Source organism: Bifidobacterium thermacidophilum subsp. thermacidophilum DSM 15837, assembly GCF_000426425.1.
GTDB lineage: Bacteria > Actinomycetota > Actinomycetes > Actinomycetales > Bifidobacteriaceae > Bifidobacterium > Bifidobacterium thermacidophilum.
Map to the genome: position 1 here is coordinate 43196 of NZ_AUFI01000008.1, position 24507 is coordinate 67702.

Consider the following 24507-nt stretch of genomic DNA (forward strand, 5'->3'; position numbering starts at 1 on the left):
GTCCTTGACACAAGGCAACACCATGACATCCCATACTGATGCGTCATCAGACACCGCCGATTCAGGCAGCGTCACCCGAGCCGCACAAGCCGTACTCGCGCAATCCACGAATCGTGGCGGCGGCGTGCAGATGATCGGCATCGACAAGATCTATCCCGGTTCAAGCTCCAAAGCACTCGACGATTTCAACCTCGAAGTCAAGCCGGGTGAAATGGTCGTGCTGCTCGGCGGCTCCGGCTGCGGCAAATCGACCGCACTGCGTTCCCTCGCCGGTCTGGAGGACATCCAACGCGGACGTATTCTCGTCGGCGGTCAAGATATGACGGCGGTTCCTGCCAACAAACGTGGTATGGCCATGGTATTCCAGGCATACTCGTTGTTCCCGCATATGAGCGCGTTGGAAAACGTGGAATTCGGTTTGGAAATCCGCGGTGTCGGCAGCGAGGAACGTCGGCGCCGGGCGATGGAGAAGCTCGACCTGGTCGGCCTTGCCGATCAGGCGGCCAAGTACACGCAACAGATGTCCGGCGGGCAACAGCAGCGTGTCGCGCTCGCCCGCGCACTGGCCATCAATCCGAAGGTGCTGCTGCTCGATGAACCGCTATCCGCCCTCGATGCGAAAGTGCGCGTCCAGCTGCGTGACGAAATCCGGCGCATCCAGATAGAAGCCGGAACAACGACAGTGTTCGTCACCCATGACCAGGAAGAGGCTCTCGCGATCGCCGATCGGATTGGCGTGATGAATCACGGGCGTATCGAGCAGATCGCCGACCCGGTGACGCTGTACCGTGAGCCGGCAACCGAATACGTAGCGACCTTCATCGGCCTGACCAATCGTCTGCCCGGCCATTCCGACGGCGCGCAAGCCGAAGTCTTCGGCCAGCGCATCCCCCTGCTCAAAGGATCGCGTACCGGGGATGTCACCGTGCTTGTACGCCCTGAGAACATCGCGTTGATTGCCGTCGGTTCCGAAGAGGATGCTCCAAAAGCGGATCGTGAGGGTATCAACGGCATCGAGGCGCGGGTCAACGTTATCCACTTCCTGGGCGCTCTCGTCCGTGTGGATGCGGTGCTCGCCGGCAGCGGCACACCGTTGACCATCCAGTTGCCTGCCGGCGAGCTGCCTCCTTCGCTGCACACCGGCTCGACTGTGCTGGTCGCACCGCAGCCGGTACCTGCGCTCGCCGTGTGATGACGAAAACACATATGTAACAACAGGGCGTGAAGTCGGCAGTCTCACGCACACGCCAACGGACCGAGGCCCGGCAGCGCGCCCAACAGCTTTCTGGGTGCACGCTGTCGTGTCTCGGCGTACCCGGAGAAAGGAACAAATGCAAGCCGCCGAGTCCGAGTTCGCCGCAAGCCGAATCCTCCAGGAAGGCGGACATGCCCAGTGACAGCACACCTCAACGGCGTAGAATGAGAGCTGATACACCCACCGCTCCGAGCTGTTTTGAGCGGTTATCAAGGAGGAACAATGAGTGAGACAACCTTCCGCAAGTTCGATCCATGGCGTCCTGCCCCAGTCAAAGAGGAATCTCGCCGGCAAATCATGCAAAGCCACTATTTCAATGTGGACCAGGTATCTTTCGATTCCTCAAAAGTTGGGCATTTTGAACGCTTCATCGTCGAAGAGAACAACGGCGACACGGTCGGTGTCATCGGACTGACTGATGACGGCCGCATCCCCTTGGTCGAGCAGTACCGCCTGCCTACGCATCGCTGGACCTTGGAAATACCGGCCGGCCACGCCTTGGATTCCAACGAGCGTCCGCATGATGTCGCCGTACGCAAGCTGCGCGAGGAGGCCGGGTATGAGGCCAAGGAGCTGGTGCAGGTCGTGCGTTTCATCAATACGCCGAGCTTTTCCACACAGCATACCGCGGTGTTCTTCGCGACGGGTCTGACCGCCGTCGAACGCGGGGAACTCGGTCCGGAGACCCCTCGCCCAGACGTCCGTCTCGTCACCCCCGAGGAAGCCTCGGATATGATCCTCAACGGCACAATCATCGACGCGAAGACAATCATCGCCGTCATGCGGCTGCGCGAGCATCTTGCGGCGGAGGAAGCGGAGCATGCGGGCGCCCATCCGCGTCTGATTCAGCGCATTGCCAAGGCACGCGCGGAACGCAAAGCCAAGTAAACGCAAATCCCGGTGGTGCTGCCCACGCCAACAACCGCACTACTGAAGTGCGCAGCAAACGCAATTGGCCTCCCACATGCAATGTGTGGGAGGCCAATTGCGTTTGCAATCTTGTCATCAACGACCATGCAATCCGAATCATCGAATCGCGCAGTATGAATCATGCGAGGGTTGGGATGCGCCAACCCCGCACAGCGCTGCTCATCGCAGCAGGTGGCTCAGTCGCAAGCGCCGACGGTGTGCACGTAGATGGAATCGGTGCTGCCCGGACGATGCTCGCCCTGTGCGGAGCTCAGCACGACGATACGATCGCCATCAGCGACCTTGCCCGCGGCACGCAAGACCTTGTCGGTGAACACCATGAGGTCGCTGCGGTTCTTGTCGTGGTAGTCCTCATCGAGCAGGAACGCTTCGGTGCCCCAGCTCAGAGCCAGCCAGTGGTAGGTGTGCTCGTTGGTGGTCAGGCCGTAGATCGGAGCAGCCGGGCGTTCGCGGGACACGCGATGCACGGTGTTACCGGTCTGGGTGTAGGCCACGATGGCCTTCGCGTTGACCTTCTCAGCCAGGTCAACAGCCGCGGAGGACACAGCACCGCTGTTAGACATATCCAGGTTCTTCAGTGCCGGGATACGGTCGAAGCCGTGCTCGGTGGCGTAACCTGAGATGCGGGACATGGTCTTGACAGTCTCGGTCGGGTACTCGCCGACGGCGGTCTCGTTGGAGGTCATGGTCGCGTCAGCGCCGTCAAGCACGGCGTTCGCGCAATCGGAAGCCTCAGCACGGGACGGAACCGGGGAATGCACCATGGAACCGAGCACTTCGGTGGCCACGATGACCGGCTTGGCATACTGGCGAGCCAGCTCGATGCAGCGCTTAGTGACCAGCGGGACCTCTTCGAACGGCATTTCGACGGCCATATCACCACGGGCGACCATGATGCCGTCGAAGGCCTTGACGATGTCTTCGAGGTTCGCCACAGCCTGCGGCTTCTCGATCTTCGCGACGATCGGGATGCGACGGCCTTCCTCATCCATGATTTCGTGGGCGCGATCGATATCGGTCGCGAAACGCACGAAGGACATGGCGATGATGTCGGCGCCAGTGCGAATTGCCCAGCGCAGATCGGCTTCGTCCTTCTCGGTCAGAGCAGGCAGGGAAACTGCGACGCCCGGGAGGTTGATGCCCTTGTGGCTGGAAACCGGGCCGGCCACAACAACCTTGGTGTACACGTTGTTGCCCTCGACCTTGGTGACCTCGAGACGAACCTTGCCGTCATCGATGAGAATCGGGTCGCCAGGATGGCAATCGCCCGGCAGACCTTTGAACGTGGTGGAGGTGATGTGCTCGTCGCCCTCGACGTCGTCGGTGGTGATGATGAATTCCTGGCCCTCGGTCAGCTCGACCTTGTCTTCGCCTTCGGCGTTCTTCTTGAACCAACCGCAGCGAATCTTCGGACCCTGCAGGTCAACCAGCGCAGCGACGTTGCGGCCGGTCGCCTTGGAAGCCGCACGCACGTTGTTGTAGACCTTGAGGTGATCCTCAGGGGTGCCGTGGGAGCGGTTGAGACGCGCGACGTCCATACCGGCTTCGACGAGCTTGGTGATGCCTTCGAGGGACTCGGTGGCTGGACCGATCGTGTCGACGATCTTTGCTTTACGCATGAATACCTGCCTCTGTTTCAACTTACTTTTCTATCGAACAGGTGAGAATCCTGTTTCCGTGTGCTAGTCTACTCGGTTCCCCCACCATGCGCCAACCATTCAGGCAACTGTGTTGTGAACGCTCACATCAGCTTCATGTCGCGTTCACCGTCGATATGTCCGCGTGTCGCCGCCGGGCAATCTGGACAGGGTCGGGAGCCTACGAACCGTTACATCAGGCGCCGTCTGAAACCTGCTGCGCCTGTTCCTTGCGATCCTCCTGCTTCATCTTGAGTACGCTGGCCACAGCGGAACCACCCAATGCGAGCACGATCACGAGCAAGGACAGCCAAGTCGGTACTTCCGGCACCCATGACACCGGGTGTCCGCTGTTGATGAACGGTAGCGAATTGCCCGACAGCGCCTCCATGATGAGCTTGATGCCGATGAATCCAAGCACAATGGACAGGCCGACGGGAAGGTAGACGAGTTTGTCGAGCAGTTTGCCGAGCAGGAAGTACAGCTGCTGCAAGCCCAGCAGGGCGAACACGTTCGAGGTGAACACGATGAACGGGTCTTTGGTCAGACCGAAAATCGCGGGGATTGAATCGAAAGCGAACATGACGTCCGTAGTGCCGATGGTCAGGAACACGATGAGCATCGGTGTCCAGAACCGTTGTCCGTTCTTGACAGTACGCAATTTTTCGCCATCGTATTCGTCGGCGATTTTCATGACTTTACGCAGCGCGCGGATTATGCCGTTTTCATGGTATTCCTCGTCATCGTCGTGCCCGGTGACCAGTTTGAGGGCGGTGACGATGAGGAAGGCGCCGAACAGGAAGAACACCCATGTGAACCGCTGGATGATCGCCGCACCAACGAGAATGAAGATGCCGCGCAGCACCAGGGCGACGGTGATGCCCACGCTCAAGACATATTTCTGCAGCTCCTTGGGAACCGCGAAATTCGACATGATGATGACGAAGACGAAGAGATTATCGATGCTGAGCGAGTATTCGGTCATCCACCCGGAATAGAACTCGACAGCCGGCTTCGATCCGGCGACAGCCCAGATGATGCCACCGAAAATCAAGGCCGCCACGACGAAGAACGCGATATGTTGCACACATTCCTTGGTCGAGGGCACGTGGGGCCTGCGGCCGATGATGAACAGGTCTACGACGACGAATACCGCGAGAACGGCGAAGGTCGCGATCATGAATGCTACCGGAGTTTCTGCCATAGGAACAAGCATAGAAAGAACGGCTGACGCACCATCGATGCAGCTGTCAGAACGGTCGCGACGCATTGCTTTGTCTATGAGGCTTGGCACCACAAGCACGGCGCCCTGCGACGTCTATGGGGGCCAGTTTTGCGGTTTCAGCCGGCACGCCCTCTACTTTTCCCGATTTTCCCGACGCTTGGTTGCGCAAGCCGTCTGGTTGTAGAACCGGTCTACGCTATTTCTGCACCATCTCGCCGAAATACACTCCCGCGACGGCCTTGCGGCCTGATTGCGGACCGCACTACGCTACTGCTGGGCCTGCGTCATATGGCGAAGTTCCTTTTTCAGGTCGCGGATCTCATCGCGCAACCGCGCGGCAAGTTCGAACTGGAGTTGTTCCGCGGCGGTGTGCATCTGTTCGCTCATCTGACGGATGAGATCGGCCAAATCCTGCGCCGGAAGCCCGGCTTTGAGGATTTCCTCATGCCGTTTCTCGATCTCGTCCTGATCGACATTGAGCACACCGAGATGAGAATTGCCGGCTTTCCCGGCGTTGCGATACCCGCCTTCGAGCAGGCTCTGCGTATCAACATCCTCCTTGGCGATCATGTCGTTGACGTCGCTGATCTTCTTGATCAACGGCTTGGGGTCGATATGATGCTCCTTGTTATAGGCGATCTGCTTGGCGCGCCGCCTTTCGGTCTCCGTAATCGCCTTGTTCATGGCATCCGTAACTTCATCGGCGTACATGATGACCGTTCCCGACACATTTCGCGCGGCGCGGCCGATGGTCTGAATCAGCGAACGATAGGACCGCAGGAATCCTTCCTTGTCGGCATCCAATATCGCCACCAACGAAACCTCTGGCAGATCAAGCCCCTCGCGCAGCAAGTTGATGCCGACAATCACGTCAATCTTGCCTTCGCGCAACTCGCGCAGGAGCTCGACGCGCCTCAGCGTGTCGACATCGGAATGCAGATATTCGACTTTGATGCCTTTGTCGAGCAGGTAATCGGTCAGGTCTTCTGCCATCTTCTTGGTGAGTGTCGTGACCAGCGCACGCTCGTTCTTGGCTACGCGATCCTTGATTTCGGCGAGCAGGTCGTCGATCTGCCCTTCGACCGGCCTGACCTCGATTTTCGGATCCAGCAGGCCGGTGGGGCGGATGATCTGTTCGACCACGCCGTCGGAGAGCCCGAGCTCGTAATCACCCGGGGTCGCCGACAGATAGACGGTCTGTCCGACTCGCTGAAGGAATTCGTCCCATTTGAGCGGACGGTTATCCATCGCCGAAGGCAGACGGAAGCCATGCTCGACCAGCGTGCGTTTGCGGCTGGCGTCCCCTTCGTACATGGCCCCGATCTGCGGGACGGTAACGTGGGACTCGTCGATGACGAGCAGGAAATCGTCCGGGAAGAAATCCAACAAGGTATGCGGCGGGGTGCCCGGCTCACGACCGTCGAAATGCCGTGAATAATTCTCAACGCCGGCGCATGTGCCCACCTGGGTCAGCATTTCCAAATCGTAGGTCGTGCGCATGGTCAGGCGTTGCGCTTCCAGTTCCTTGCCCTGTTTGCGTAACTCGGCGACGCGTTGGTCGAGTTCCTCCTTGATAGTGTGCAGCGCGCGTTCCATGCGCTCGGGGCCGGCGACATAGTGCGAAGCCGGGAAGATATGCACCTGACTGGCATGGTCGATGACGTCCCCGGTAATCGGGTGGAGGGTGGAGATCCGGTCGATTTCGTCGCCGAAGAACTCGATGCGGATGGCCAGCTCTTCATACACGGGGATGATCTCCACGGTATCGCCGCGCACGCGGAAGGTGCCGCGCGTGAAGGCGATGTCGTTGCGCTTGTATTGCATGTCAACGAATTTGCGCAACAGCGTGTCACGATTGATCTGCTGACCCTCCTTCAGGAACAGCATGCGACCCGCGTATTCCTCGGGAGTACCCAAGCCGTAAATGCACGACACCGTAGCGACGACCACGCAATCGCGACGGGTGAGCAGGTTCGCGGTGGCGGCGTGGCGCAGACGCTCGACGTCGTCGTTGATATTGGAATCCTTCTCGATATAGGTGTCCGTTTGAGGGATGTAAGCCTCCGGCTGGTAATAGTCGTAGTAGGACACGAAGTAACTCACGGCGTTGTCGGGCATGAGCTCGCGGAATTCGGCGCACAGCTGCGCCGCCAAGGTCTTGTTGGGTTCGAGAATCAAGGTCGGCCGCTGCAGTTTCTCGATAAGCCAAGCAACAGTCGCGGTTTTACCGGTGCCGGTCGCACCCATGAGCACGACATCGTTCTCACCATTGTTGATCCGCTCGGCGAGCTCCTTGATGGCCTGGGGTTGATCCCCAGAAGGCTTGTAGGGAGCCTTGACGACAAACGGCTTGTCTGTGCGTTCGATGGAAATGCCCATATCGTCCTCCCATTGAGTCCCGCATGACCCGTCCGTATGCTGATTCTTCCAGCATATCAAGTGATTCGTACAAATGTTCGATAATGCAGTATGCCCGCTCACCGCCAGCTTCTACCGCTTATCTGCCGTGCGCGTTCGCTTCGTCCCGCCAAGTGGCGTAGAGTGAGTCGATGCGCTCGAGCATGGTCTTCACATCCACATTGGAGTCCACGACCGTGTCCGCCACGGCAATTCGGGCCGACCGCTTGCTCTGGCTGGCGATCCGGGCTTGCGCTTGTACCCTGTCCATTCCCCGTGTGCGAATCATGCGTTCGATGCGTATTGATTCCGGCGCTTCGACTGTGACGATATGATCGAAACTGAAGGGCAGGTCATGAAGGACTTCAGCGAGTAGCGGGATGTCATGGACGATTACGGCCGAGCTGTTCTGCCGGGCAGTCTGCATGTCAATCCGTTTGGCCAACTCGTAAATCAACGGATGCTCGATGGCGTCCAAACGCTGCCTTGCATGAGGATCGGCATGCTCACCGAATACACGTTCAGCGAGCCAGGTGCGATCCAACTTGCCGTCTGCACCAACGGCCTCAGGGCCGAACACGTCAACGATGCGCTGTAATGCCACTCCCCCGGGTTCCACGGCCTGCCTGGCGAGGGCATCGTAATCAATAATTGTCGCCCCGAGTTCGCCAAGTCTGCGGGAAACCGTGCTTTTCCCGGCTGCGATGCCTCCGGTCAGTCCGATTCGTATCACCATGTTTTCCATGGTAGCCGCACGACATGCCGGCGCAAGATACGGTATGGCCCCGGTCACCGAAGTGCCGGGGCCATACCGTTGGTTTGTCAGTCAACCATGTCAGTCAGTGATGACTGGCATCGTTCACTTCTTCTCCTTGAGCAGCTGCTCACGAAGGGCGGCCAGCTGGTCGGAACCAGCGAGGGTGCCTTCAGACTCATTGTTCGAGGAGTAGTTGGAGGTCTCCTGGACCTTCTCTTCGCGAGGGGCCTGGCCGTCCTCGGCTGCGGAAGCCGCGGCGTTCTCCAGCTCCTTGGCGACGAAGGCCTTGTGCTCTTCCCACAGATCGTGGGCAGCGGCGTACTGGGATTCCCATTCCTCGCGCTGCTTCTCGTATCCGGCGATCCACTCGTTGGTGTTCGGGTCGAAGCCTTCCGGATACTTGTAGTTGCCGTCCTCGTCGTACTCGGCCGGCATGCCATAGAGCGCCGGATCGAAGTCTTCGGAGTTCGGATCGACAGCGTCGTTCGCCTGCTTGAGGGACAAGGAGATACGGCGACGATCGAGATCGACGTCGATAACCTTGACGAACACGGTCTCGCCCTGTTTGACGACGGTCTCCGGGTTCTCGACGTGGCGGTTGGCCAGCTCGGAGATGTGCACGAGGCCTTCGATGCCGTCTTCGACGGACACGAACACACCGAACTGCACGATCTTGGTGACCTTGCCCTGGACAATCTGGCCGGGAACGTGGGTGCGAGCGAAGCGCTGCCACGGATCTTCCTGGGTGGCCTTGAGGGACAGCGAGATACGCTCGCGGTCCATGTCGACGTCGAGCACCTCGACGGTGACCTTCCGGCCGACCTTGACGACCTCGGACGGGTGGTCGATGTGCTTCCAAGACAGCTCGGACACGTGGATCAGGCCGTCAACACCGCCCAAATCGACGAACGCGCCGAAGTTGACGATGGAGGACACGACGCCTTCGCGAATCTGGCCCTTCTTGAGCTGGGACAGGAAGGTCTCGCGGACCTCGGACTGGGTCTCCTCGAGATACTGGCGGCGGGACAGCACCACATTGTTGCGGTTCTTGTCGAGCTCCAGGATCTTGGCCTTGATCTTCTGGCCGATGTACGGGGACAGGTCGCGCACACGACGCATCTCAACGAGCGAGGCAGGCAGGAAGCCACGCAGGCCGATGTCGACGATGAGGCCGCCCTTGACAGCTTCGATGACGGTGCCTTCGACAACGCCATCGGCTTCCTTGATCTTCTCGATATCGCCCCAGGCGCGCTCATACTGTGCACGCTTCTTGGACAGGATAAGACGGCCTTCCTTGTCTTCCTTGGTCACGACAAGGGCCTCGATGGTGTCGCCGACTTCGACGACATCGTCGGGATCGACGTCCTTCTTGATGGAAAGTTCGCGGGAGGGGATGACACCCTCGGTCTTGTAGCCGATGTCGAGCAGGACCTCGTCACGGTCGACCTTGACGACCGTGCCCTCGACCAGATCACCATCATCGAAGTTCTTGATGGTGGAATCGACTGCCTTGATGAAGTCTTCTTCGGTGCCGATGTCGTTAATCGCGACCTTGGTGACTTCCTTATTGTTTTCTGCCATTAAAATAGTGGTTTCTGTTAATGAGTAGATGGATAAAATCGTTATTCAGTTATCTGGTATGCCCATGGAGACATACCTTGACCGAGTTTAGCGTGTACCATGCACAAATGCCGCCGGTGAAATACGGCGTGTCGTACCCCGGAATGCCACGGTTGCGTGGTTACCCCACACCGGCAGGCACGACACCGCATATACACGTGGTTTCAGCGAGCGGCGGCGCGCTCCGCGATCTCCACGACATTCGCCAACAGCATGGCTCGCGTCATCGGCCCCACTCCACCCGGGTTGGGCGTATAAGCGCCGGCCTTGGCATAGCACGCCTTGTCCACGTCGCCCTTGATGCGATACCTGCCCGTCTGCTCGTCCCAGACGCGCGAGACGCCGACATCAACCAGCACGGCGCCCGGCTTGATGTCATCCGGCGTGACGAAACCGGCCGAGCCCATCGCCGCGATGATGACATCTGCCCGGCGCATATGCTCGTGCACATCCTTGGTGCCGGTATGGCACAAGGTGACAGTCGCATTGACATTCCGTCTGGTCAGCAACAGCCCGATGGTGCGGCCGATGGTGATACCGCGCCCCAGCACGCACACCTCCTTGCCGTCCAACCCGATGCCGTAATGGTCAAGCAGGGTCAGCACGCCACGTGGCGTGCATGGCAGCGGCGTGGCGATTTCACCGGAGGTGTGCAGCACCAGCTCGCCCAGATTGTACGGGTGCATGCCATCGACGTCCTTGCCGGGATCGATGCGCGCAATCACCGAGAGTTCATCAACACCGACGGGCAACGGCAGTTGGACGATGAAGCCGGTGCATGCCGGGTCGGCGTTCAGCTCGTCGACCGCTTGTACGATCTGCGATTCGGTCGCATCGGCGGGCAGATCGCGGCGAATCGACGTGATGCCCACTTCAGCGCAATCCGCATGTTTGCCCGCAACGTATTTGACGGAGCCCGGGTCACCACCCACCAGAAGCGTGCCGAGACCCGGTTGGATCCCTTGCCACTTGAGCGCTGCGACTCTGGTGCTCAAATCCGCTTTGATCTGGGCAGCCACGCTTTTGCCGTCCAATACGATGGGCATGCTGTGCCTCCTGACGCCGCCCCGACCACAACAACATGCCTGCGCCGCCCCGGAGCGGACAGGAGCGGCGCAACTTACGTTTTCTGTATCGTAAGCTATCGTGGGGAGAGAACATGCGCGCATTCCGGCATGCGGAGCGCTCAGCAGACCGAGTCGTTCAGCGAACAGGGCACAGCAGACAGAGAAAAGGTGGCAACATGAGCACACGGGGGCTTGGCAACAGATTGGCAACATGGTTCGCGGCGCTGGCGGCCATCGCATTGCTCCTTCCCCTTGCCGGGTGCTTACCCACCCCGCGTCCTGCTTCCTCGGCGACGCCCTCAGCCACGGCCTCGAAGGGGCCGATCCTTGTGATGGCATCCGTCAATCAGTGGGGCACCCTCGCGCAGGAAATCGGCGGCGATGATGTCAAGGTCACCACGATTCTTAATTCCACGAACGTCGATGCCCACGATTTCGAGCCCAAGACCTCGGACATCGCCGAAATCCAAAAGGCCCAGGTCGTCGTGACCAACGGAGCCGGCTACGACTCATGGGCTTCGAAGAGCATCGCCAAAGGCACGGTCAGCGTCTCCGCAGCCTCCACCGTCGGCGCAATTTCCGGCGACAACCCGCATCTGTGGTTCTCGAAAGACGCGCGCAAAGCGATGGCGACCGAATTGGCCGACACCTTCTCCAAAATCCTGCCGTCCAAGAAGAAGTCCTTCGATAAGCGTCTCAAGACATGGCAAAGCGAGGAATCAGACCTTGAAGATGCCATGGCCGCCTTCGCCAAGAAGCACAAGAACACCACGTATGCAGCCACCGAAGCCGTCGCTTATTATCTGATGTCTGATATGAAGCTCAAGGACGTCACACCGCAAGGCTATCTGCAGTCCGTCACGTCAGGCGGAGAGGCGGCCCCAGCGGATTTGCAGGAGTTCCAGGAGCTTCTGGAATCAGACAAAGCAAAACTGCTGGTGGACAATCCGCAGGAATCCAGCGATTCTGCGGCTCTACTAAAGAAGACGGCCACGGCCAACAAGGTGCCCGTCATTGAAATCACCGAGCAGATGCCTTCCGACCAGCACACGCTGACCGGCTGGATTTCCTCGCTTGTCGAAACCATGACCAAGCAGGTCGCCGCCGCGCAAACCGATGAGAAGGACTCGTCGAACGATACGTCCGACGGCACCGCTACTGATGCGAATACGCAGGACGCCTCCCCCAGCCCGTCTTCTGCAAGCCAGTCCTCCAGCGATCCGTCGAGCAGCGCGAGCCCGTCATCGGCGCAGTAACGGGGCGACTGAGCTCCATACCGTTGCGCGATTGCTTTGGTCACCTTGGTCGCGGTATTGGTTTTATCCCCGACTAAATGAGAATGATTGTCAGCATCATTTGTCATACTTGTTTTCATACGACATCCCTACGGCTTGATTTCAGACAGACAACGGGATGCGCCCGATTCCAACGACAATCCACGGGAGGTCAGCATGACAGGATCAGCGCCCCAAGCCGCCCAGGACGGCAATCTGAATACCAGCGGCGAAAGAAACACCGCAAAGAACACCGTCCATGAGGCTGCCATCGTGTTCAGCCAAGCGGCGGTCAGCCGTGGCGACCGTGTGATTTGGAGCAACGGGACCTTCTCAATCCCGCGCGGATCGGTCACCGCCATCGTCGGAACCAATGGTGCCGGCAAGACGACCATGATGAAAGCCGAGCTCGGGCTGCTCCCGTTGTCGCACGGCAATGTGGAAGTCCTTGGAGAACCGGCAGGCAAGTCCAATAAGCGCATCGGGTATGTGCCGCAAAGTTACACATCGGACATCGATTCCAATCTCACCGCGGAGCAATCGGTGCTGCTCGGCCTGACGGGCACACGATTCGGCTTCCATATCACCACTGCGGCGCAACGCAATCGTGCCCACAAAGCGATGGACTTTGTTGGCGTGGCCGACAAAGCGTCCTACCGTTTATCGCAACTGTCCGGCGGGCTTCGGCAACGTGTCGCCATCGCACAGGCGTTGGTGAGCGACCCCGAGCTGCTCATGCTCGACGAGCCGCTCGCCAATCTCGATCTGGCCAGCCAACGCGCAACCGTCCACGTGCTGGCGCGGCTCAACCATGAGCTCGGCATGACCATCCAAGTGGTCGCCCACGACCTCAACATGCTGCTGCCGATCCTCACCGGAGCCGTGTACCTGCTCGACGGGCATCCCCATTACGCCGCGATGAATGACGTACTCGACGCGAATCTGCTGACCCACTTGTATGGCACGACCGTCCAAGTTGTGACCACCCCGCAAGGCGATATGTTCGTCACCCCGTCCCCCGACGAGCCAGACGACATCGAACAGGATACGCATGCACCCGTCGAAGTGGCGCAATTCCACCATCATGCGCACCAGCATCAGCCGGATGCGCCCGCAGCGGCACCGGCAGAAAGGTCATGACCCGAACATGAGCGATATCGATTTCTCCTTCGATCCCCAGTGGGCGCAGACCCTCGGCATGCCATTCATGCACAACGCGTTCCTCGCCGGGCTGTGCATCGCAGTGGCCGCCGGTGCCATGGGATATTTCACCATCGCACGGCATTCCACATTCGCCGCCCACGCCTTGGCGCACATCGGTTTGCCCGGGGCGACCGGCGCGGTACTTCTCGGATTGCCGGTATCCTTGGGCCTCGGCATCTTCGCGCTCGCAGGCGCGCTCGTCATTGGAGCGCTGGGCAAAAGAGCCTCACAACGCGAAATCGCCACAGGAACCGTGCTAGCCTTCGCCACTGGTCTCGGCCTGTTCTTCGCACGGCTGTCAAGTTCGGCATCGCAACAGATGCAATCCATTTTGTTCGGCTCGATTCTGACAATCACAGACGATCAGGTAATCGGGTTCGCGATTTTCGACATCGTACTCGTCATCGCACTCGCCGTCATCTACCGCCCGCTGCTGTTCAGCTCATTGGATGAGCAGGTGGCTCAGGCCAAAGGCGTGCCGATCGGGCTGATGAATGTGCTGTTCATGGCGATTATGGCGGGAGTCATCACCATTGCGGTGCCCGCAGTGGGAACCTTACTGATCTTCGCGCTCGTTGTCACCCCGGCTGCAACCGCGAATATCATCGCCGCATCCCCGCTGAAAGCCATGTGCACGGCGAGCGTGCTGTGCTTGGTTTCCATCTGGGGTGGGTTGGTGCTCTCAGCAATGTTCCCGGCGCCGCCAAGCTTCATCATCGTGACGCTGTCCACCCTGTTCTGGGTTATTGCGCGTGCCGTCTCCGCCATGAAAACCACCAACGCGTAACACACAATAGTGCTCGAATAGACCGGACTGTCGTGCCTAGACTATCGAGCCTGGATTATCGCATTGGACGACCAGCGCGGTCGCCATCGCTGCGAGGCCTTCCCCCGCCCCGGTGAATCCCATGCCGTCGGTGGTGGTTGCGGTGATGGATACTGGGCATCCTGCGGCCTGGGACATCGCCCGCTGCGCCTGTTCGCGATTGGCACTCATTTTCGGCCTGTTGCCGATAACCACGACACTGGCGTTCAACGGTTTGAACCCGTGCTCACGCAGAGTGTCGCAGGTTGTGCGGAGCATATCGGTTCCATGGGCTCCGGCTCCCGCGCTGTCAGCACCAACGCCGAACAGCGTGCCGATATCACCCAATCCTGCCGCTGATAACAGTGCGTCAATGAGGGCATGCACAGCGACGTCCCCGTCGGAATCCCCCTCAATCCCGATGCCTTCCCACTTCAGGCACGCAAGCCACAGCGGACGGGCGTCCTTGGCGAAACGATGGGCGTCAAACCCCATTCCCACAAGCGGGATTTGCGGAACCGGGACCCCAGAAGCCCGTCGGTTCTGGTGTTCTTGAGGAATCGGCACGGATGAATCCCCGTACGGCACCGAAGCCAAGGTCACTTCTTCTTGCTCTTGGACTTCTTCTTTTCCGCTTCAAGACGGGCAAGCGTCTGCGATGCCGGCTCCTCGGGAGCCTCGGTGTGATGCTTGTCATCGCCCGGCAGCGGGTCGGCGTAGCCGAGGTTGACGTCAAGCAGTCGCTGCGCCTCCTCTTCGGAAATGTCTTCGGACAGCGAAATTTCGGACGTGAGGATGCTCCGCGCGCGTGTCAGCATGCGCTTTTCGCCGGCGGACAGGCCGTGCTCATCGACATTGCGCTGGGACAGGTCGCGCACGACCTCGGCGATTTGATTCACGTCGCCTGTTGAAATCTTCTCGACATTGAGTTTGTAACGGCGGGACCAGTTCATTTCCTTCTCGACGATCGGCGTACGCAGGATGTCGAACACCTTCGACACGGCATCGGCGTCGACGATATCGCGAACCCCGACCTTCTCCGCGTTTTCCACGGGGACATTGATGACCAGACCGTCAGAGGACAGGACAGACAGCTGCAGGTACTGCCGTGTAACGCCTTTCACCGTGCGTTCGGTAATCGCATCGACCCGTGCCGCACCATGACGCGGATACACGACCATATCGCCGACTTTGTAACCCATGAACCCTCCGTGAACGACGTAGTCAAAGACCGTAACCTTACATATTATGCCAAGGGGCCGAGACTTAGATAATGATGGAATCACGACACCTCCTCGAGCACGACCCCGTATTCCATCGACAGCGAAAAAAAGTGAGAAGAAACATACGACACGGCGGGACTTTTGCACAAATTGCGGGTAGTCTCGTAATATGACCACTACGAACACGAGAGAATCAATGGAGATGTCATCATGTTTACTGTAGATCAAGGAACACTGGACGCCGTCAGCAACGCAAGCTATTACAACCCCCATGAGGTGCTTGGCGGGCATTTCGCACAGGATGACGAGCGCACCGTGACCGTGCGGGTCCTGCGTCCGCTGGCATCCAGCGTCGACATCATCACAGAGGAGGGCGGCAAGCGGGTCCGTCATGCCGCCGAGCATGAGCACAACGGCATCTTCCGCGCGACCGTCCCTGCAATCGAAACGCATGACGGCTGGGGTGTGCCGGACTATCGTGTGGCCACCACCTATGAGAATGGCGAGACCCTCGTTGAGGACGACCCGTACCGGTATCTGCCGACTGTGGGCGACCTTGACATGTACCTGTTCGGCGAAGGAAGGCATGAGCGGCTGTGGGAGGCGCTCGGTGCGCGCGTCATGCGTTATGACGACCCGATGGGTTCCAACGACGGCACCAGTGGCGGACAGCTGGTCGGCACCGCGTTCAGCGTGTGGGCACCGAACGCCCACGCCGTGCGCGTCGTCGGCAACTTCAACGGCTGGGACGGTCGCAAGCACGCCATGCGCGAACTGGGCTCCTCCGGCATCTGGGAACTGTTCATCCCAGGTGTGGAGGCCGGTGAAGTCTATAAGTATCAAATCCTCAACGCGAACAACGAGTGGGTCATGAAGGCTGATCCAATGGAGCGCTCCCATGAGGTTCCGCCGGCCACGGGCTCCATTGTGGTCGATTCGCAATTCGCCTGGGACGACAAGACGTGGATGGACCACCGCAAACGCACCAATCCGCATGACGGCCCAGTCAGCATCTACGAAGTTCACGCCGGCAGCTGGAAGAAAGGCATCAAGAACTACCGCGAACTCGCCGACCAGCTCGTCGACTATGTCGCCAGGGAAGGCTTCACTCACGTTGAGTTCATGCCGCTTGCCGAGCACCCGTTCGCCGGCTCGTGGGGTTATCAGGTGACCGGATACTACGCCATCGATTCCCGTCTCGGCGGGCCGGACGATTTCAGGTATCTGGTCGAGAAATTCCATGAGGCCGGTATCGGCGTCATCATGGATTGGGTCCCGGCGCACTTCCCCAAGGACGCCTTCGCTCTCGGTCGCTTCGATGGCACACCGCTGTATGAGGATCCAGATCCCACCCGCGGCGAACACCCGGACTGGGGCACGTACATCTTCAACTTCGGCCGCAACGAGGTACGCAACTTCCTCGTCGCCAACGCCTGCTTCTGGCTGGATGAGTACCATATCGACGCGCTACGTGTCGACGCGGTCTCCTCGATGCTCTACCTCGACTACAGCCGCAAGCCCGGCCAGTGGCATCCCAATATCTACGGCGGGCGCGAGAACCTCGAAGCCATCGACTTCCTCAAGGAAGCCAATGCCACGGCGTACAAGAACAACCCTGGCATCATGATGATCGCCGAGGAGTCCACCGCGTATCCGGGCATCACCGCCCCGACGGACCAAGGCGGCATCGGATTCGGCCTCAAGTGGAATATGGGCTGGATGCACGACACGCTGCAATACCTGCACGAGCAGCCCATCAACCGCAAGTGGCATCACAACGAGATCACGTTCTCAATGGTCTACGCCTATTCGGAGCATTATGTCCTGCCGATCAGCCATGACGAGGTCGTGTACGGCAAGGGGTCGCTGTTCGGCAAGATGCCGGGCGACGACTGGCAGCGATACGCCGGCGTGCGGGCGCTGTTCGCCTATCAGTGGGCCCACCCGGGCAAGAAGCTGTCGTTCATGGGCAACGAAATCGCCCAATACGGCGAATGGGACCACAACGGGTCGGTTGACTGGGATGCGCTCAACTGGAAGGAACATCGCCAAATCCAGCATCTGGTCGCCGATTTGAACGCCATGTACAAGGCGCATCCGGCGCTATGGAGCCAGGACTTCGATCCCGCCGGCTTCCAGTGGCTGACCAACGATGACGCCGATCACAACACGCTGAGCTTCGTGAGGATCGGTGCCAAGGGCGAACAGCTCGTTGTCGTTGTCAACTTCTCTGGCGAAGCGTGGGAGGACTACCAGGTGCCACTGACGAGCGGCGGTCGCTGGCGCGAAATCCTGACCACAGATGACGAGCAGTACGGCGGTTCCGGCATCCACAACGGCGAATTCGAGGCCGACGCAGGGGCCTATCATTCCCGCGATTGGTCGGCGAAACTCACCATTCCGGCGTTGGGAGCGGTATTCTTGGAACCAGAGAACTGAAAGGCGGTCCCATATGCTCAACACTTCCGCACGCCAGAACCCCAAGAAATCACGCACGATTCTGGTCGTCGAGGATGAACCCGATCTCGCCACTGCCATAGCGCAGCGCATCACCGCGAACGGATGGACGGCACGCGTCGCAGGAGACGGCGCGTCCGCCGTCCGGGCGGCAAAGCAGCTCAAGCCTGATCTAGTCATCATGGACATCATGCTGCCCGTTATGGATGGCATCGAAGCGACGAAACGCATCGTCGCCGAACGTCCTGTCCCGGTGTTGATGCTTACCGCCCGCGATGCCGAATCGGATAAGGTCATGGGACTCGGCGCGGGCGCCGACGATTACATGACCAAGCCGTTCTCGCCGCGCGAACTCATCGCCCGCTGCGAGGCTCTGTTACGCCGCGTGGAGCGCGCCACCATCATCGCCAAGAACCTGGAGAACGAGAAGATCCTCGACTTCGGGTCGCTGGTCATCGACCCGCGGCAGCGCATCGTCACGCTCAACGGCGAACAGGTGCACCTGACGCCCACAGAATTCGACCTACTTGCAACCCTCGCACGTAAGCCGAAAACCGTGTTCAAGCGCGAGAAACTGCTTGAAGAAGTCTGGGATTGGCCGGATGCTTCGGGCACCCGTACCGTGGATTCCCACGTCAAGGCCCTGCGCCACAAGCTCGGCTCGGAAATGATCCGCACAGCGCACGGTGTCGGGTACGCCTTCGAACCGCCGGAGCCCAATGAGGACGACGCCGAAAGCGAGACCCGCTGATGACTCACCAGTCAGATTCGCCCCGGCCCAATCAATCTTCGAAAAAACGGCCGCGGGCGAACCGGCTGTTGGATAGTGGACGGCCTATCGGCTTCTTCTCCTCGCTAAAGTTCGAATTGTCCGTCCTGATTGTCATTTCCACCGCCATCGCATTCGTGATGGCATGGTTCCTGCTTAAAGTCGGCCTGACCGGATGGGTGGCCATGCCGATTACGCTCGCCGTGGCCTTGGGCATCACCTATTTCTTCTCACGCGGGCTGACAACGCCTCTGCGGCAGATGCGAGACGCCGCGGAAGCCATGGCGGAAGGCGACTACACCGTGCGCGTGCAGACCGGCACGGACAGCAATGATGAGATCGGCATGCTGGCCAGATCGTTCAACGAAATGGCCGAGGAGCTTCAACACGCCGACCAGATGCGCAACGATTTGATTGCGAATGTCAGCCATGAGCTGCGCACACCGGTTTCGGCGCTGCAGGCGATGCTTGAGAATCTCGCCGACGGCGTGGTCGAACCGACCCCGGCGAATATGGAGAGCATTCTCAACCAAACGCATCGATTGAGCGATCTGATCGCATTCCTGCTCGATTTGTCCCGTATGGAGGCGGGCGCGGCGAGCCTGCAAATCGAGCGGTTCAATTTCGCCGATTTCATCGACGAGACCATCGAGCCTTTGGAAATCGCGGATTCCGGCCATGCCCACACCATCGACATGCATGTGCCTGACGATCTGACGATGGAAGGCGACCAGGACCGGCTGCGCCAACTGTTCACGAATGTCATCGGCAACGCGCTCAAGCACTCCCCCGACGACACGGCGGTGTTGATTGAAACGCACGAAAACAAAACCAACGACACTATTGTGACCAATGTGGTCAATTTCGGTTCGCAGATTCCGGTTGAGGCCAGAAGCGATATCTTCCGGCGTTTCGTCAAAGGCAAAACCGGCCCCGGCACAGAATCGGGCGGCACCGGGCTCGGGCTGTCTATCGCGCGGTGGGCTGCCCAGCTGCACGGCGGCACGGTGCGTGTCGTGGACGACCCGCGCGGTGCGGATTTCGAAATCACACTGCCCAAGCATCATATCCAGGCGGATGTTGCCAAGTCTGCGCATAGTGGGGACGCATAAGGGCGCTAGCATTGGCCGACGCGGTGCATTCGGCGCATTCTGTGCCTTCGATGTATTCGGCATATTCGGTCAACGCATTCACGTATTTGGCGGGTGTCGCGGTTGGTCCTGCGGCACCCGCCGCTGTTTGTCGTGGCTATCCGACATACTGAATTCGAACATATGTTCGAATGGAGGTATGCGATGGTCGTCAGCGTCAGAACACGCCAGCCGGGCATCACCGGCGTTGACACCGGTATGGCCCGGCTGTCAGATGTCATTTCCTCGATTCATCCGGCATCGGAATCCCCCGTACCGGTGCCGCAGGCACTTGAGGCGGTACACGCCGGCTTTCCCTCGGTCGCGCAGGATTATTTCGATGGCGACTTCAGTCTTGACGAACATATCATCATGCACCCGGACACCACGTTCATCGTGACCGTGGCAGGCGATTCCATGCAAAACGCGGGTATCTGGGACGGCGACTTGCTGGTGGTTGACCGTGCGCTCGATCCGCAGGACGGCGATGTGGTCGTTGCCGTCCTCGATGATGAGCTGACCGTAAAGCGGCTGGTCATGCACGGGCATACCCCGGTGTTGCACCCGGAAAATCCCGCGTATCCGGATTTCACCCCCTCCCCCGACCAAGACCTGCTGATTTGGGGTGTGGTGACCGGGAACTACCATTGGCAGCGTAAGACGGCCCAACGCCACGCAGAACAACCAGTTCCGCCGTCGGTCACCTATCCGGGGGCGAAATCCGGTGGCGGCGCAATCGTCGCTCCCCAGCATCCGGGTGCCTACCGGCACGGAGGGTGGGGGTCGCGCCATGCCTGACCGTGTGCAAGAGCATCCAATTGTGCTCGCCGACGCCAATAACTTCTACGCATCCTGCGAAGCCGTATTCCATCCGGAGGTAGCCGGGAAGCCTCTTGTGGTCTTGTCGAACAACGACGGATGCGTGGTTTCCCGGTCGTACGAAGCCAAAGCGCTTGGCATCGCCAACGGCACGCCATGGTTCACCATCCGTCAGGAGGCGGCATACGACCAAGTCATCGCCCGGAGCTCCAACTACGAGCTGTACGGCAGCCTGTCAAGGCGTATGATGTCCATCATGTCGGGATTCCTGCCCAGACAGGAGGTGTACTCCATCGACGAATGTTTCATGCATTCGCCGTGGGACAGCGAGCGGACACGCCGAATCGCCGCCGTTATGCGGCGAACCGTATTGCAGGGAATAGGCATACCGGTGAGCATCGGCATCGCCCCCACCAAAACTCTGGCGAAAATCACGAATCATTGGGCCAAACGGCATCCGTCGTCCCATGGGATTACCACATGGGGCGATTTGTCGCGCGACGACCAAGGAACAGCCGTGCTTTCGTCCATCGAAATCAACGATGTCTGGGGCATTGGCAGAAGACTGGCTAAACGTCTGCGCGGCTTGGGCATACGGCAGGCCGCGCAACTGCGCGATCAGGATCCGGTCAATATGCGCAGGCGCTTTTCGGTGCAACTTGAACGGACGATTCTGGAGCTGCGGGGCATACCGTGCATCGCGGATGACAACGACGCAACCGGAGGCAAGCGCGACTGCCAGATATTATGCTCCCGTATGTTCGGCACCCCGATTCTTGGCGAGGAAGGCCTCAGACAAGCGGCGTCCGTATACGCCCAGTACGCCTGCAGGAGGCTCCAACGGCAGCACAGCCTGTGCACGCGGGTTTCAGTGTTCTGTGCCAGCAGCCCTTTCAGCAAGCATGATCAGTACTCATCCGTCTGCGGCAGTATCCTCCTGCAAGACCCGAGTGACGACCCGGTCATCATATCCGCGGCCGCCAGGCAGGCGCTCCACGGCAGAATCACCCCTTCGGTGCGTTATGTGCGGGTTGGTGTCATGCTCACCGGATTAGTCGATGCCGCGTCCTATGGCACTCTGCCTGCTCTGGGTGCGCAGACAGATTCTGGTCTGAGTGAGGCGTTCGAACAGGTCGCCAGAAGATTCGGCCCGGCCCACGTAGGCATCGGTTTCGCAGGCATCCGGGGAAACGGCAGGAACAACGGCGATACCGGAGCCGCATGGGCCATGCGGCGCGAGATGCTGTCATCGCGTTGTACCACACGTTGGGACGAGATGCCGGTCGTGCGTGCCGACTGACAGACAGACTGCCGACTGGCAGACAGACTGATGCCGCGACACACCGCACTCCACAAACCGTCTACGCAAACAACACCCTCAGCGTAAGCAGTTTGCGAAACCACACAAACCAGTGACGCAAACGGAGGGCTCAGCGTAAGCAGTTTGTAAGGACACACAAACTAGCGACGCGTAAACACTGCTCAGCGTAGATAGATTGTGAGGGAGCGCACTGTGGTGAGGTGCGCTGTGAGGAGGTAAGGGCTGGTGTGGCTGAGAGTTGATTCTTGGTGCGAGTCAGCAATCAGCTGACACACGACGAACCACCTCGAGGCGGCGTATCCGCCAAGGCGATTGCTGCAGAGACATGAATTCCAGCGGCAGCAAGCACATCGGCGCATCCACGCAATGTGGATCCGGTTGTGATGATGTCATCCAGCAGAATCACCGTCCCGACACCCACGTCGCGGCAACCCGTATCATGTAGACAACCATCATGCAACCGACCGCGCACACGGAACCGATCGCCCATGCGGTCATGACGCTGCTGCGCGCTGGACAGGCTGACCGACCGTCCCCCGTGGCGCGCGACTGTCAGCACATCGGCGACCACGGCATCGTACCCGTATTCCCCACATAGCAGACGACACACCGCATGCGACAACACAGTCATATGCGGTCTGCCGCGGGCCCGAACGGACCGTCCGGATGAAGGTACTGGGACAAGCGTCACCCGATGATCGCTGCCGACACCCGAAACACCCGAGGCAGCACCAATCCTGCCCAGCATCATATCGACGGCAAACGCAAGATACCGGGCGAACACAGTATCGCATTCCCGATCATCATGGTCCTTCCATGCAAGCACCGCCGACCTTGCCCGACCCGAATACCGCGCACATGCGAGCGTACCGCCGGGAAGGCCCGGAAACTGCCGGGACGGCCACACAGTAAACAACGCCCGGCAATCGGCGCACAACACCGAATCGGGTTCGCCGCACCCCGCACATCCGCGCGGCAGCACAACCATCGCGAACGGGGATGACAACAGGCGGGAAGCCAAATCACGCAATCGCATGCATCCGACTGTATGCGAACGCCACGCGGCGATGCCAGCCCGTACGAAGCATGTGGTCAGAAGTTACGGCTGCGCTGCTCTCCAAAGCATCACATCACACAACGCCGCACAATACGCGCAATACGCAGCACAACATCACTGCATCAGACCATCATGATGCCCGCGCCACATCACAGCTCGGTAAGACACGCCGTGCGACACAACTAGGCTCATGCCCCTGACGACACAAACACCTACCTGCATCCGGCAAAAGGCCACCGGTGATTCACGCCACCACAGGCAGACGGCGAATAAGCTCACCGCACACCTCAAGGGTCTCCTCCGGCCCCGTGACACGAATGGCAATCGTTCCGGCGTTGACGGCAGGGTAATCATTGCCGTCCGGATCCATACGGTCGCCGAGATAAATCATCTGCGACACGTCGATATGCAGCGCGGTCGCCAACTGCCGGACGGCATACGCCTTATCCACACCGCGCAGCGAGATATCAACGCTTGTGGACCCGCCGGATCGGACCGCCAAATCAGGCACATCGGCGCTGACAGCCTCGGCAAGCCGGTTCTTCTTCTCATTGGTCGGATCCCAGGATTCCTTCGCCGCAATCGGCGCGAGCTGCCCCAAGGCAGAGAAGGTAATCTGGCTGCCGCGGTCTTCGATGCAATCGCCCCACACGTGGTCTTCCCAAATGCCTTGTTCCTTGGCGTGTCGTTCCAGCGAACTGATGGCGGCCTGCCGCTCGGCGACGCTGAGATTATGCTCGTACACGCACTCCCACTGCGTGCCGTCCCAGCGGTAGTAGCGGGTTCCGCTGGTCGGCATCAAATGCATGTTGGCTTTGCAGGCGCGATCGTCCAACATATCGAGAATCTGGCTGCGCACCAAGGCGAACCTGCCGCCGGTGACAATCGCCACCGGCAGACGGTGGGTCAGCGCGGTCAGGCAATCCGCGATTTGCGGGGAAATCGGTTTCTTCGATCTGGCGAGCGTACCGTCAAGGTCGAAGGCAATCGCTTTCGCTTCGGACGCCACTGCGTCGAGATCAAGCTGCTGCCATGCATGGATCGCTGTGGCGTTCATTGTTCCTCCTTGCCGAAATGCACCCTGCTATCCTAGCTCAATCCTTGCCTCGACATACAGTTGACGACATGCTGCGAGCACCTTGGCAATTACACGTATACCGCAACAGGCACGGCCGCGGAAGCCGTACCCCGATGTTCGGGGTGAGAATGCCCCGGTACCGGACGAAAAGCGGCATATTCGACGATATGGTCGCATCCCAGTTGCGTCGGCTGCACGGAGCATGGCCTCAATTGGTGCAGCCCGTGCAGTTCGCCGTCGAGGACGTTCCGCCGTCCGATCCGGCACCATGGCAGGCGGACCCGGATTTATGCTCCCAATGCTTCCCCGCTGGGCGCGGCACGCCAGCACGCATCGTCCTGTACCGCATGCCAATTCAGATGCATGCGCGCACCCGTATGGACCTGCAGTTCGCGATCCGCGACGAGCTGGTCAGCCGTCTCGCTGAGCTGTATGGCCGCAGACCTGAGGAAATCGACCCCGATTGGGGGCTTGATTAGCGAA

The 24507-nt window shown here is 59.7% G+C and carries 19 protein-coding genes and 1 pseudogene; 11 read left to right on the forward strand and 9 right to left on the reverse strand.

The features are described from left to right. Positions 1 to 22 precede the first annotated feature (22 nt). Together K315_RS0104175 and K315_RS0104180 are read left to right on the forward strand one after the other, a co-directional pair. Positions 23 to 1192, forward strand: a complete 1170-nt coding sequence (locus K315_RS0104175; RefSeq protein WP_238556442.1) for an ABC transporter ATP-binding protein — start codon at positions 23 to 25, stop codon at positions 1190 to 1192. 285 nt (positions 1193 to 1477) lie between these two features. Further along, positions 1478 to 2143, forward strand: coding sequence for an NUDIX domain-containing protein (locus tag K315_RS0104180; protein ID WP_029576321.1), 666 nt, complete (start codon positions 1478 to 1480; stop codon positions 2141 to 2143). Between the two features lie 218 nt (positions 2144 to 2361). On the opposite strand, the gene pyk is transcribed toward K315_RS0104180, so the two are convergent. The 6 genes from pyk to K315_RS0104210 all read right to left on the reverse strand — a co-directional run bounded on the left by pyk (position 2362) and on the right by K315_RS0104210 (position 10867). Then, positions 2362 to 3804 (reverse strand): pyruvate kinase, encoded by a 1443-nt coding sequence (gene pyk / locus K315_RS0104185; protein ID WP_029576322.1) that lies wholly within the window; start codon positions 3802 to 3804, stop codon positions 2362 to 2364. Positions 3805 to 4018: 214 nt separating this feature from the next. Next, positions 4019 to 5026 carry a TerC family protein gene (locus K315_RS0104190; protein ID WP_029576323.1) on the reverse strand — a complete coding sequence of 336 codons (1008 nt, stop codon included), beginning with the start codon at positions 5024 to 5026 and terminating at the stop codon, positions 4019 to 4021. A gap of 288 nt (positions 5027 to 5314) precedes the next feature. Further along, on the reverse strand, positions 5315 to 7426 hold the full coding sequence (gene uvrB / locus K315_RS0104195; RefSeq protein ID WP_029576324.1) for an excinuclease ABC subunit UvrB: 2112 nt from the start codon (positions 7424 to 7426) through the stop codon (positions 5315 to 5317). 118 nt (positions 7427 to 7544) lie between these two features. Continuing rightward, a complete protein-coding gene (coaE, locus tag K315_RS0104200; protein ID WP_029576325.1) occupies positions 7545 to 8180 on the reverse strand; it encodes a dephospho-CoA kinase in 636 nt (211 codons plus the stop codon). Between the two features lie 123 nt (positions 8181 to 8303). Continuing rightward, entirely contained in the window at positions 8304 to 9782 is a 1479-nt protein-coding gene (rpsA, locus tag K315_RS0104205; protein WP_029576326.1) for a 30S ribosomal protein S1, read from the reverse strand. Positions 9783 to 9985: 203 nt separating this feature from the next. Beyond that, on the reverse strand, positions 9986 to 10867 hold the full coding sequence (locus K315_RS0104210; protein ID WP_029576327.1) for a bifunctional methylenetetrahydrofolate dehydrogenase/methenyltetrahydrofolate cyclohydrolase: 882 nt from the start codon (positions 10865 to 10867) through the stop codon (positions 9986 to 9988). A gap of 350 nt (positions 10868 to 11217) precedes the next feature. Here K315_RS0104210 and K315_RS0104215 point away from each other — a divergent pair, with 350 nt between their 5' ends. The 3 genes and pseudogenes from K315_RS0104215 to K315_RS0104225 all read left to right on the forward strand — a co-directional run bounded on the left by K315_RS0104215 (position 11218) and on the right by K315_RS0104225 (position 14152). After that, complete coding sequence (locus K315_RS0104215; RefSeq protein WP_152571445.1) at positions 11218 to 12144, forward strand: metal ABC transporter solute-binding protein, Zn/Mn family; 927 nt, start codon at positions 11218 to 11220, stop codon at positions 12142 to 12144. Between the two features lie 195 nt (positions 12145 to 12339). Further along, positions 12340 to 12951: pseudogene (locus tag K315_RS10975) on the forward strand (ATP-binding cassette domain-containing protein); the annotation flags it as partial. Positions 12952 to 13309: 358 nt separating this feature from the next. Beyond that, on the forward strand, positions 13310 to 14152 hold the full coding sequence (locus K315_RS0104225) for a metal ABC transporter permease (RefSeq protein ID WP_029576330.1): 843 nt from the start codon (positions 13310 to 13312) through the stop codon (positions 14150 to 14152). A gap of 36 nt (positions 14153 to 14188) precedes the next feature. On the opposite strand, the gene ispF is transcribed toward K315_RS0104225, so the two are convergent. After that, on the reverse strand, positions 14189 to 14665 hold the full coding sequence (gene ispF / locus K315_RS0104230) for a 2-C-methyl-D-erythritol 2,4-cyclodiphosphate synthase (protein WP_033520764.1): 477 nt from the start codon (positions 14663 to 14665) through the stop codon (positions 14189 to 14191). Between the two features lie 104 nt (positions 14666 to 14769). Further along, positions 14770 to 15372 carry a CarD family transcriptional regulator gene (locus K315_RS0104235; RefSeq protein WP_029576332.1) on the reverse strand — a complete coding sequence of 201 codons (603 nt, stop codon included), beginning with the start codon at positions 15370 to 15372 and terminating at the stop codon, positions 14770 to 14772. A 231-nt stretch (positions 15373 to 15603) separates the two neighbouring features. Here K315_RS0104235 and glgB point away from each other — a divergent pair, with 231 nt between their 5' ends. From glgB to K315_RS0104260, 5 genes are all read left to right on the forward strand, one after another. Next, the gene (glgB, locus tag K315_RS0104240) at positions 15604 to 17832 is read left to right on the forward strand and encodes a 1,4-alpha-glucan branching protein GlgB (protein ID WP_029576333.1); all 2229 of its coding nucleotides are present in this window, start codon (positions 15604 to 15606) and stop codon (positions 17830 to 17832) included. Between the two features lie 13 nt (positions 17833 to 17845). Beyond that, positions 17846 to 18601, forward strand: a complete 756-nt coding sequence (locus K315_RS0104245) for a response regulator transcription factor (protein WP_015450393.1) — start codon at positions 17846 to 17848, stop codon at positions 18599 to 18601. Then, the gene (locus K315_RS0104250) at positions 18601 to 19731 is read left to right on the forward strand and encodes a sensor histidine kinase (RefSeq protein ID WP_044085797.1); all 1131 of its coding nucleotides are present in this window, start codon (positions 18601 to 18603) and stop codon (positions 19729 to 19731) included. The genes K315_RS0104245 and K315_RS0104250 overlap by 1 nt, the downstream gene beginning before the upstream one ends. Before the next feature lie 183 nt (positions 19732 to 19914). Continuing rightward, positions 19915 to 20547, forward strand: coding sequence for a LexA family protein (locus tag K315_RS0104255; protein ID WP_081666391.1), 633 nt, complete (start codon positions 19915 to 19917; stop codon positions 20545 to 20547). Further along, positions 20540 to 21868, forward strand: coding sequence for a Y-family DNA polymerase (locus tag K315_RS0104260; RefSeq protein ID WP_029576336.1), 1329 nt, complete (start codon positions 20540 to 20542; stop codon positions 21866 to 21868). The genes K315_RS0104255 and K315_RS0104260 overlap by 8 nt, the downstream gene beginning before the upstream one ends. 1322 nt (positions 21869 to 23190) lie before the next feature. On the opposite strand, the gene K315_RS0104275 is transcribed toward K315_RS0104260, so the two are convergent. Then, the gene (locus K315_RS0104275; protein ID WP_029576337.1) at positions 23191 to 24003 is read right to left on the reverse strand and encodes an HAD-IIB family hydrolase; all 813 of its coding nucleotides are present in this window, start codon (positions 24001 to 24003) and stop codon (positions 23191 to 23193) included. A gap of 68 nt (positions 24004 to 24071) precedes the next feature. Here K315_RS0104275 and K315_RS0104280 point away from each other — a divergent pair, with 68 nt between their 5' ends. Further along, positions 24072 to 24503, forward strand: coding sequence for a metallopeptidase family protein (locus K315_RS0104280; RefSeq protein ID WP_044085798.1), 432 nt, complete (start codon positions 24072 to 24074; stop codon positions 24501 to 24503). Positions 24504 to 24507 lie beyond the last annotated feature (4 nt).

Excerpts from the sequence above, each read along its gene's own strand:
- K315_RS0104280 (WP_044085798.1), top strand. The coding sequence starts at position 24,072 with ATGCTGCGAGCACCTTGGCAATTACACGTATACCGCAACAGGCACGGC.
- K315_RS0104180 (WP_029576321.1), top strand. The coding sequence starts at position 1,478 with ATGAGTGAGACAACCTTCCGCAAGTTCGATCCATGGCGTCCTGCCCCA.
- ispF (WP_033520764.1), bottom strand. The coding sequence starts at position 14,665 with ATGGGGTTTGACGCCCATCGTTTCGCCAAGGACGCCCGTCCGCTGTGG.
- K315_RS0104250 (WP_044085797.1), top strand. The coding sequence starts at position 18,601 with ATGACTCACCAGTCAGATTCGCCCCGGCCCAATCAATCTTCGAAAAAA.
- pyk (WP_029576322.1), bottom strand. The coding sequence starts at position 3,804 with ATGCGTAAAGCAAAGATCGTCGACACGATCGGTCCAGCCACCGAGTCC.
- K315_RS0104275 (WP_029576337.1), bottom strand. The coding sequence starts at position 24,003 with ATGAACGCCACAGCGATCCATGCATGGCAGCAGCTTGATCTCGACGCA.
- rpsA (WP_029576326.1), bottom strand. The coding sequence starts at position 9,782 with ATGGCAGAAAACAATAAGGAAGTCACCAAGGTCGCGATTAACGACATC.
- K315_RS0104245 (WP_015450393.1), top strand. The coding sequence starts at position 17,846 with ATGCTCAACACTTCCGCACGCCAGAACCCCAAGAAATCACGCACGATT.
- K315_RS0104190 (WP_029576323.1), bottom strand. The coding sequence starts at position 5,026 with ATGGCAGAAACTCCGGTAGCATTCATGATCGCGACCTTCGCCGTTCTC.
- K315_RS0104225 (WP_029576330.1), top strand. The coding sequence starts at position 13,310 with ATGAGCGATATCGATTTCTCCTTCGATCCCCAGTGGGCGCAGACCCTC.
- K315_RS0104260 (WP_029576336.1), top strand. The coding sequence starts at position 20,540 with ATGCCTGACCGTGTGCAAGAGCATCCAATTGTGCTCGCCGACGCCAAT.
- K315_RS0104175 (WP_238556442.1), top strand. The coding sequence starts at position 23 with ATGACATCCCATACTGATGCGTCATCAGACACCGCCGATTCAGGCAGC.
- uvrB (WP_029576324.1), bottom strand. The coding sequence starts at position 7,426 with ATGGGCATTTCCATCGAACGCACAGACAAGCCGTTTGTCGTCAAGGCT.
- K315_RS0104210 (WP_029576327.1), bottom strand. The coding sequence starts at position 10,867 with ATGCCCATCGTATTGGACGGCAAAAGCGTGGCTGCCCAGATCAAAGCG.
- K315_RS0104255 (WP_081666391.1), top strand. The coding sequence starts at position 19,915 with ATGGTCGTCAGCGTCAGAACACGCCAGCCGGGCATCACCGGCGTTGAC.
- coaE (WP_029576325.1), bottom strand. The coding sequence starts at position 8,180 with ATGGTGATACGAATCGGACTGACCGGAGGCATCGCAGCCGGGAAAAGC.
- K315_RS0104235 (WP_029576332.1), bottom strand. The coding sequence starts at position 15,372 with ATGGGTTACAAAGTCGGCGATATGGTCGTGTATCCGCGTCATGGTGCG.
- glgB (WP_029576333.1), top strand. The coding sequence starts at position 15,604 with ATGTTTACTGTAGATCAAGGAACACTGGACGCCGTCAGCAACGCAAGC.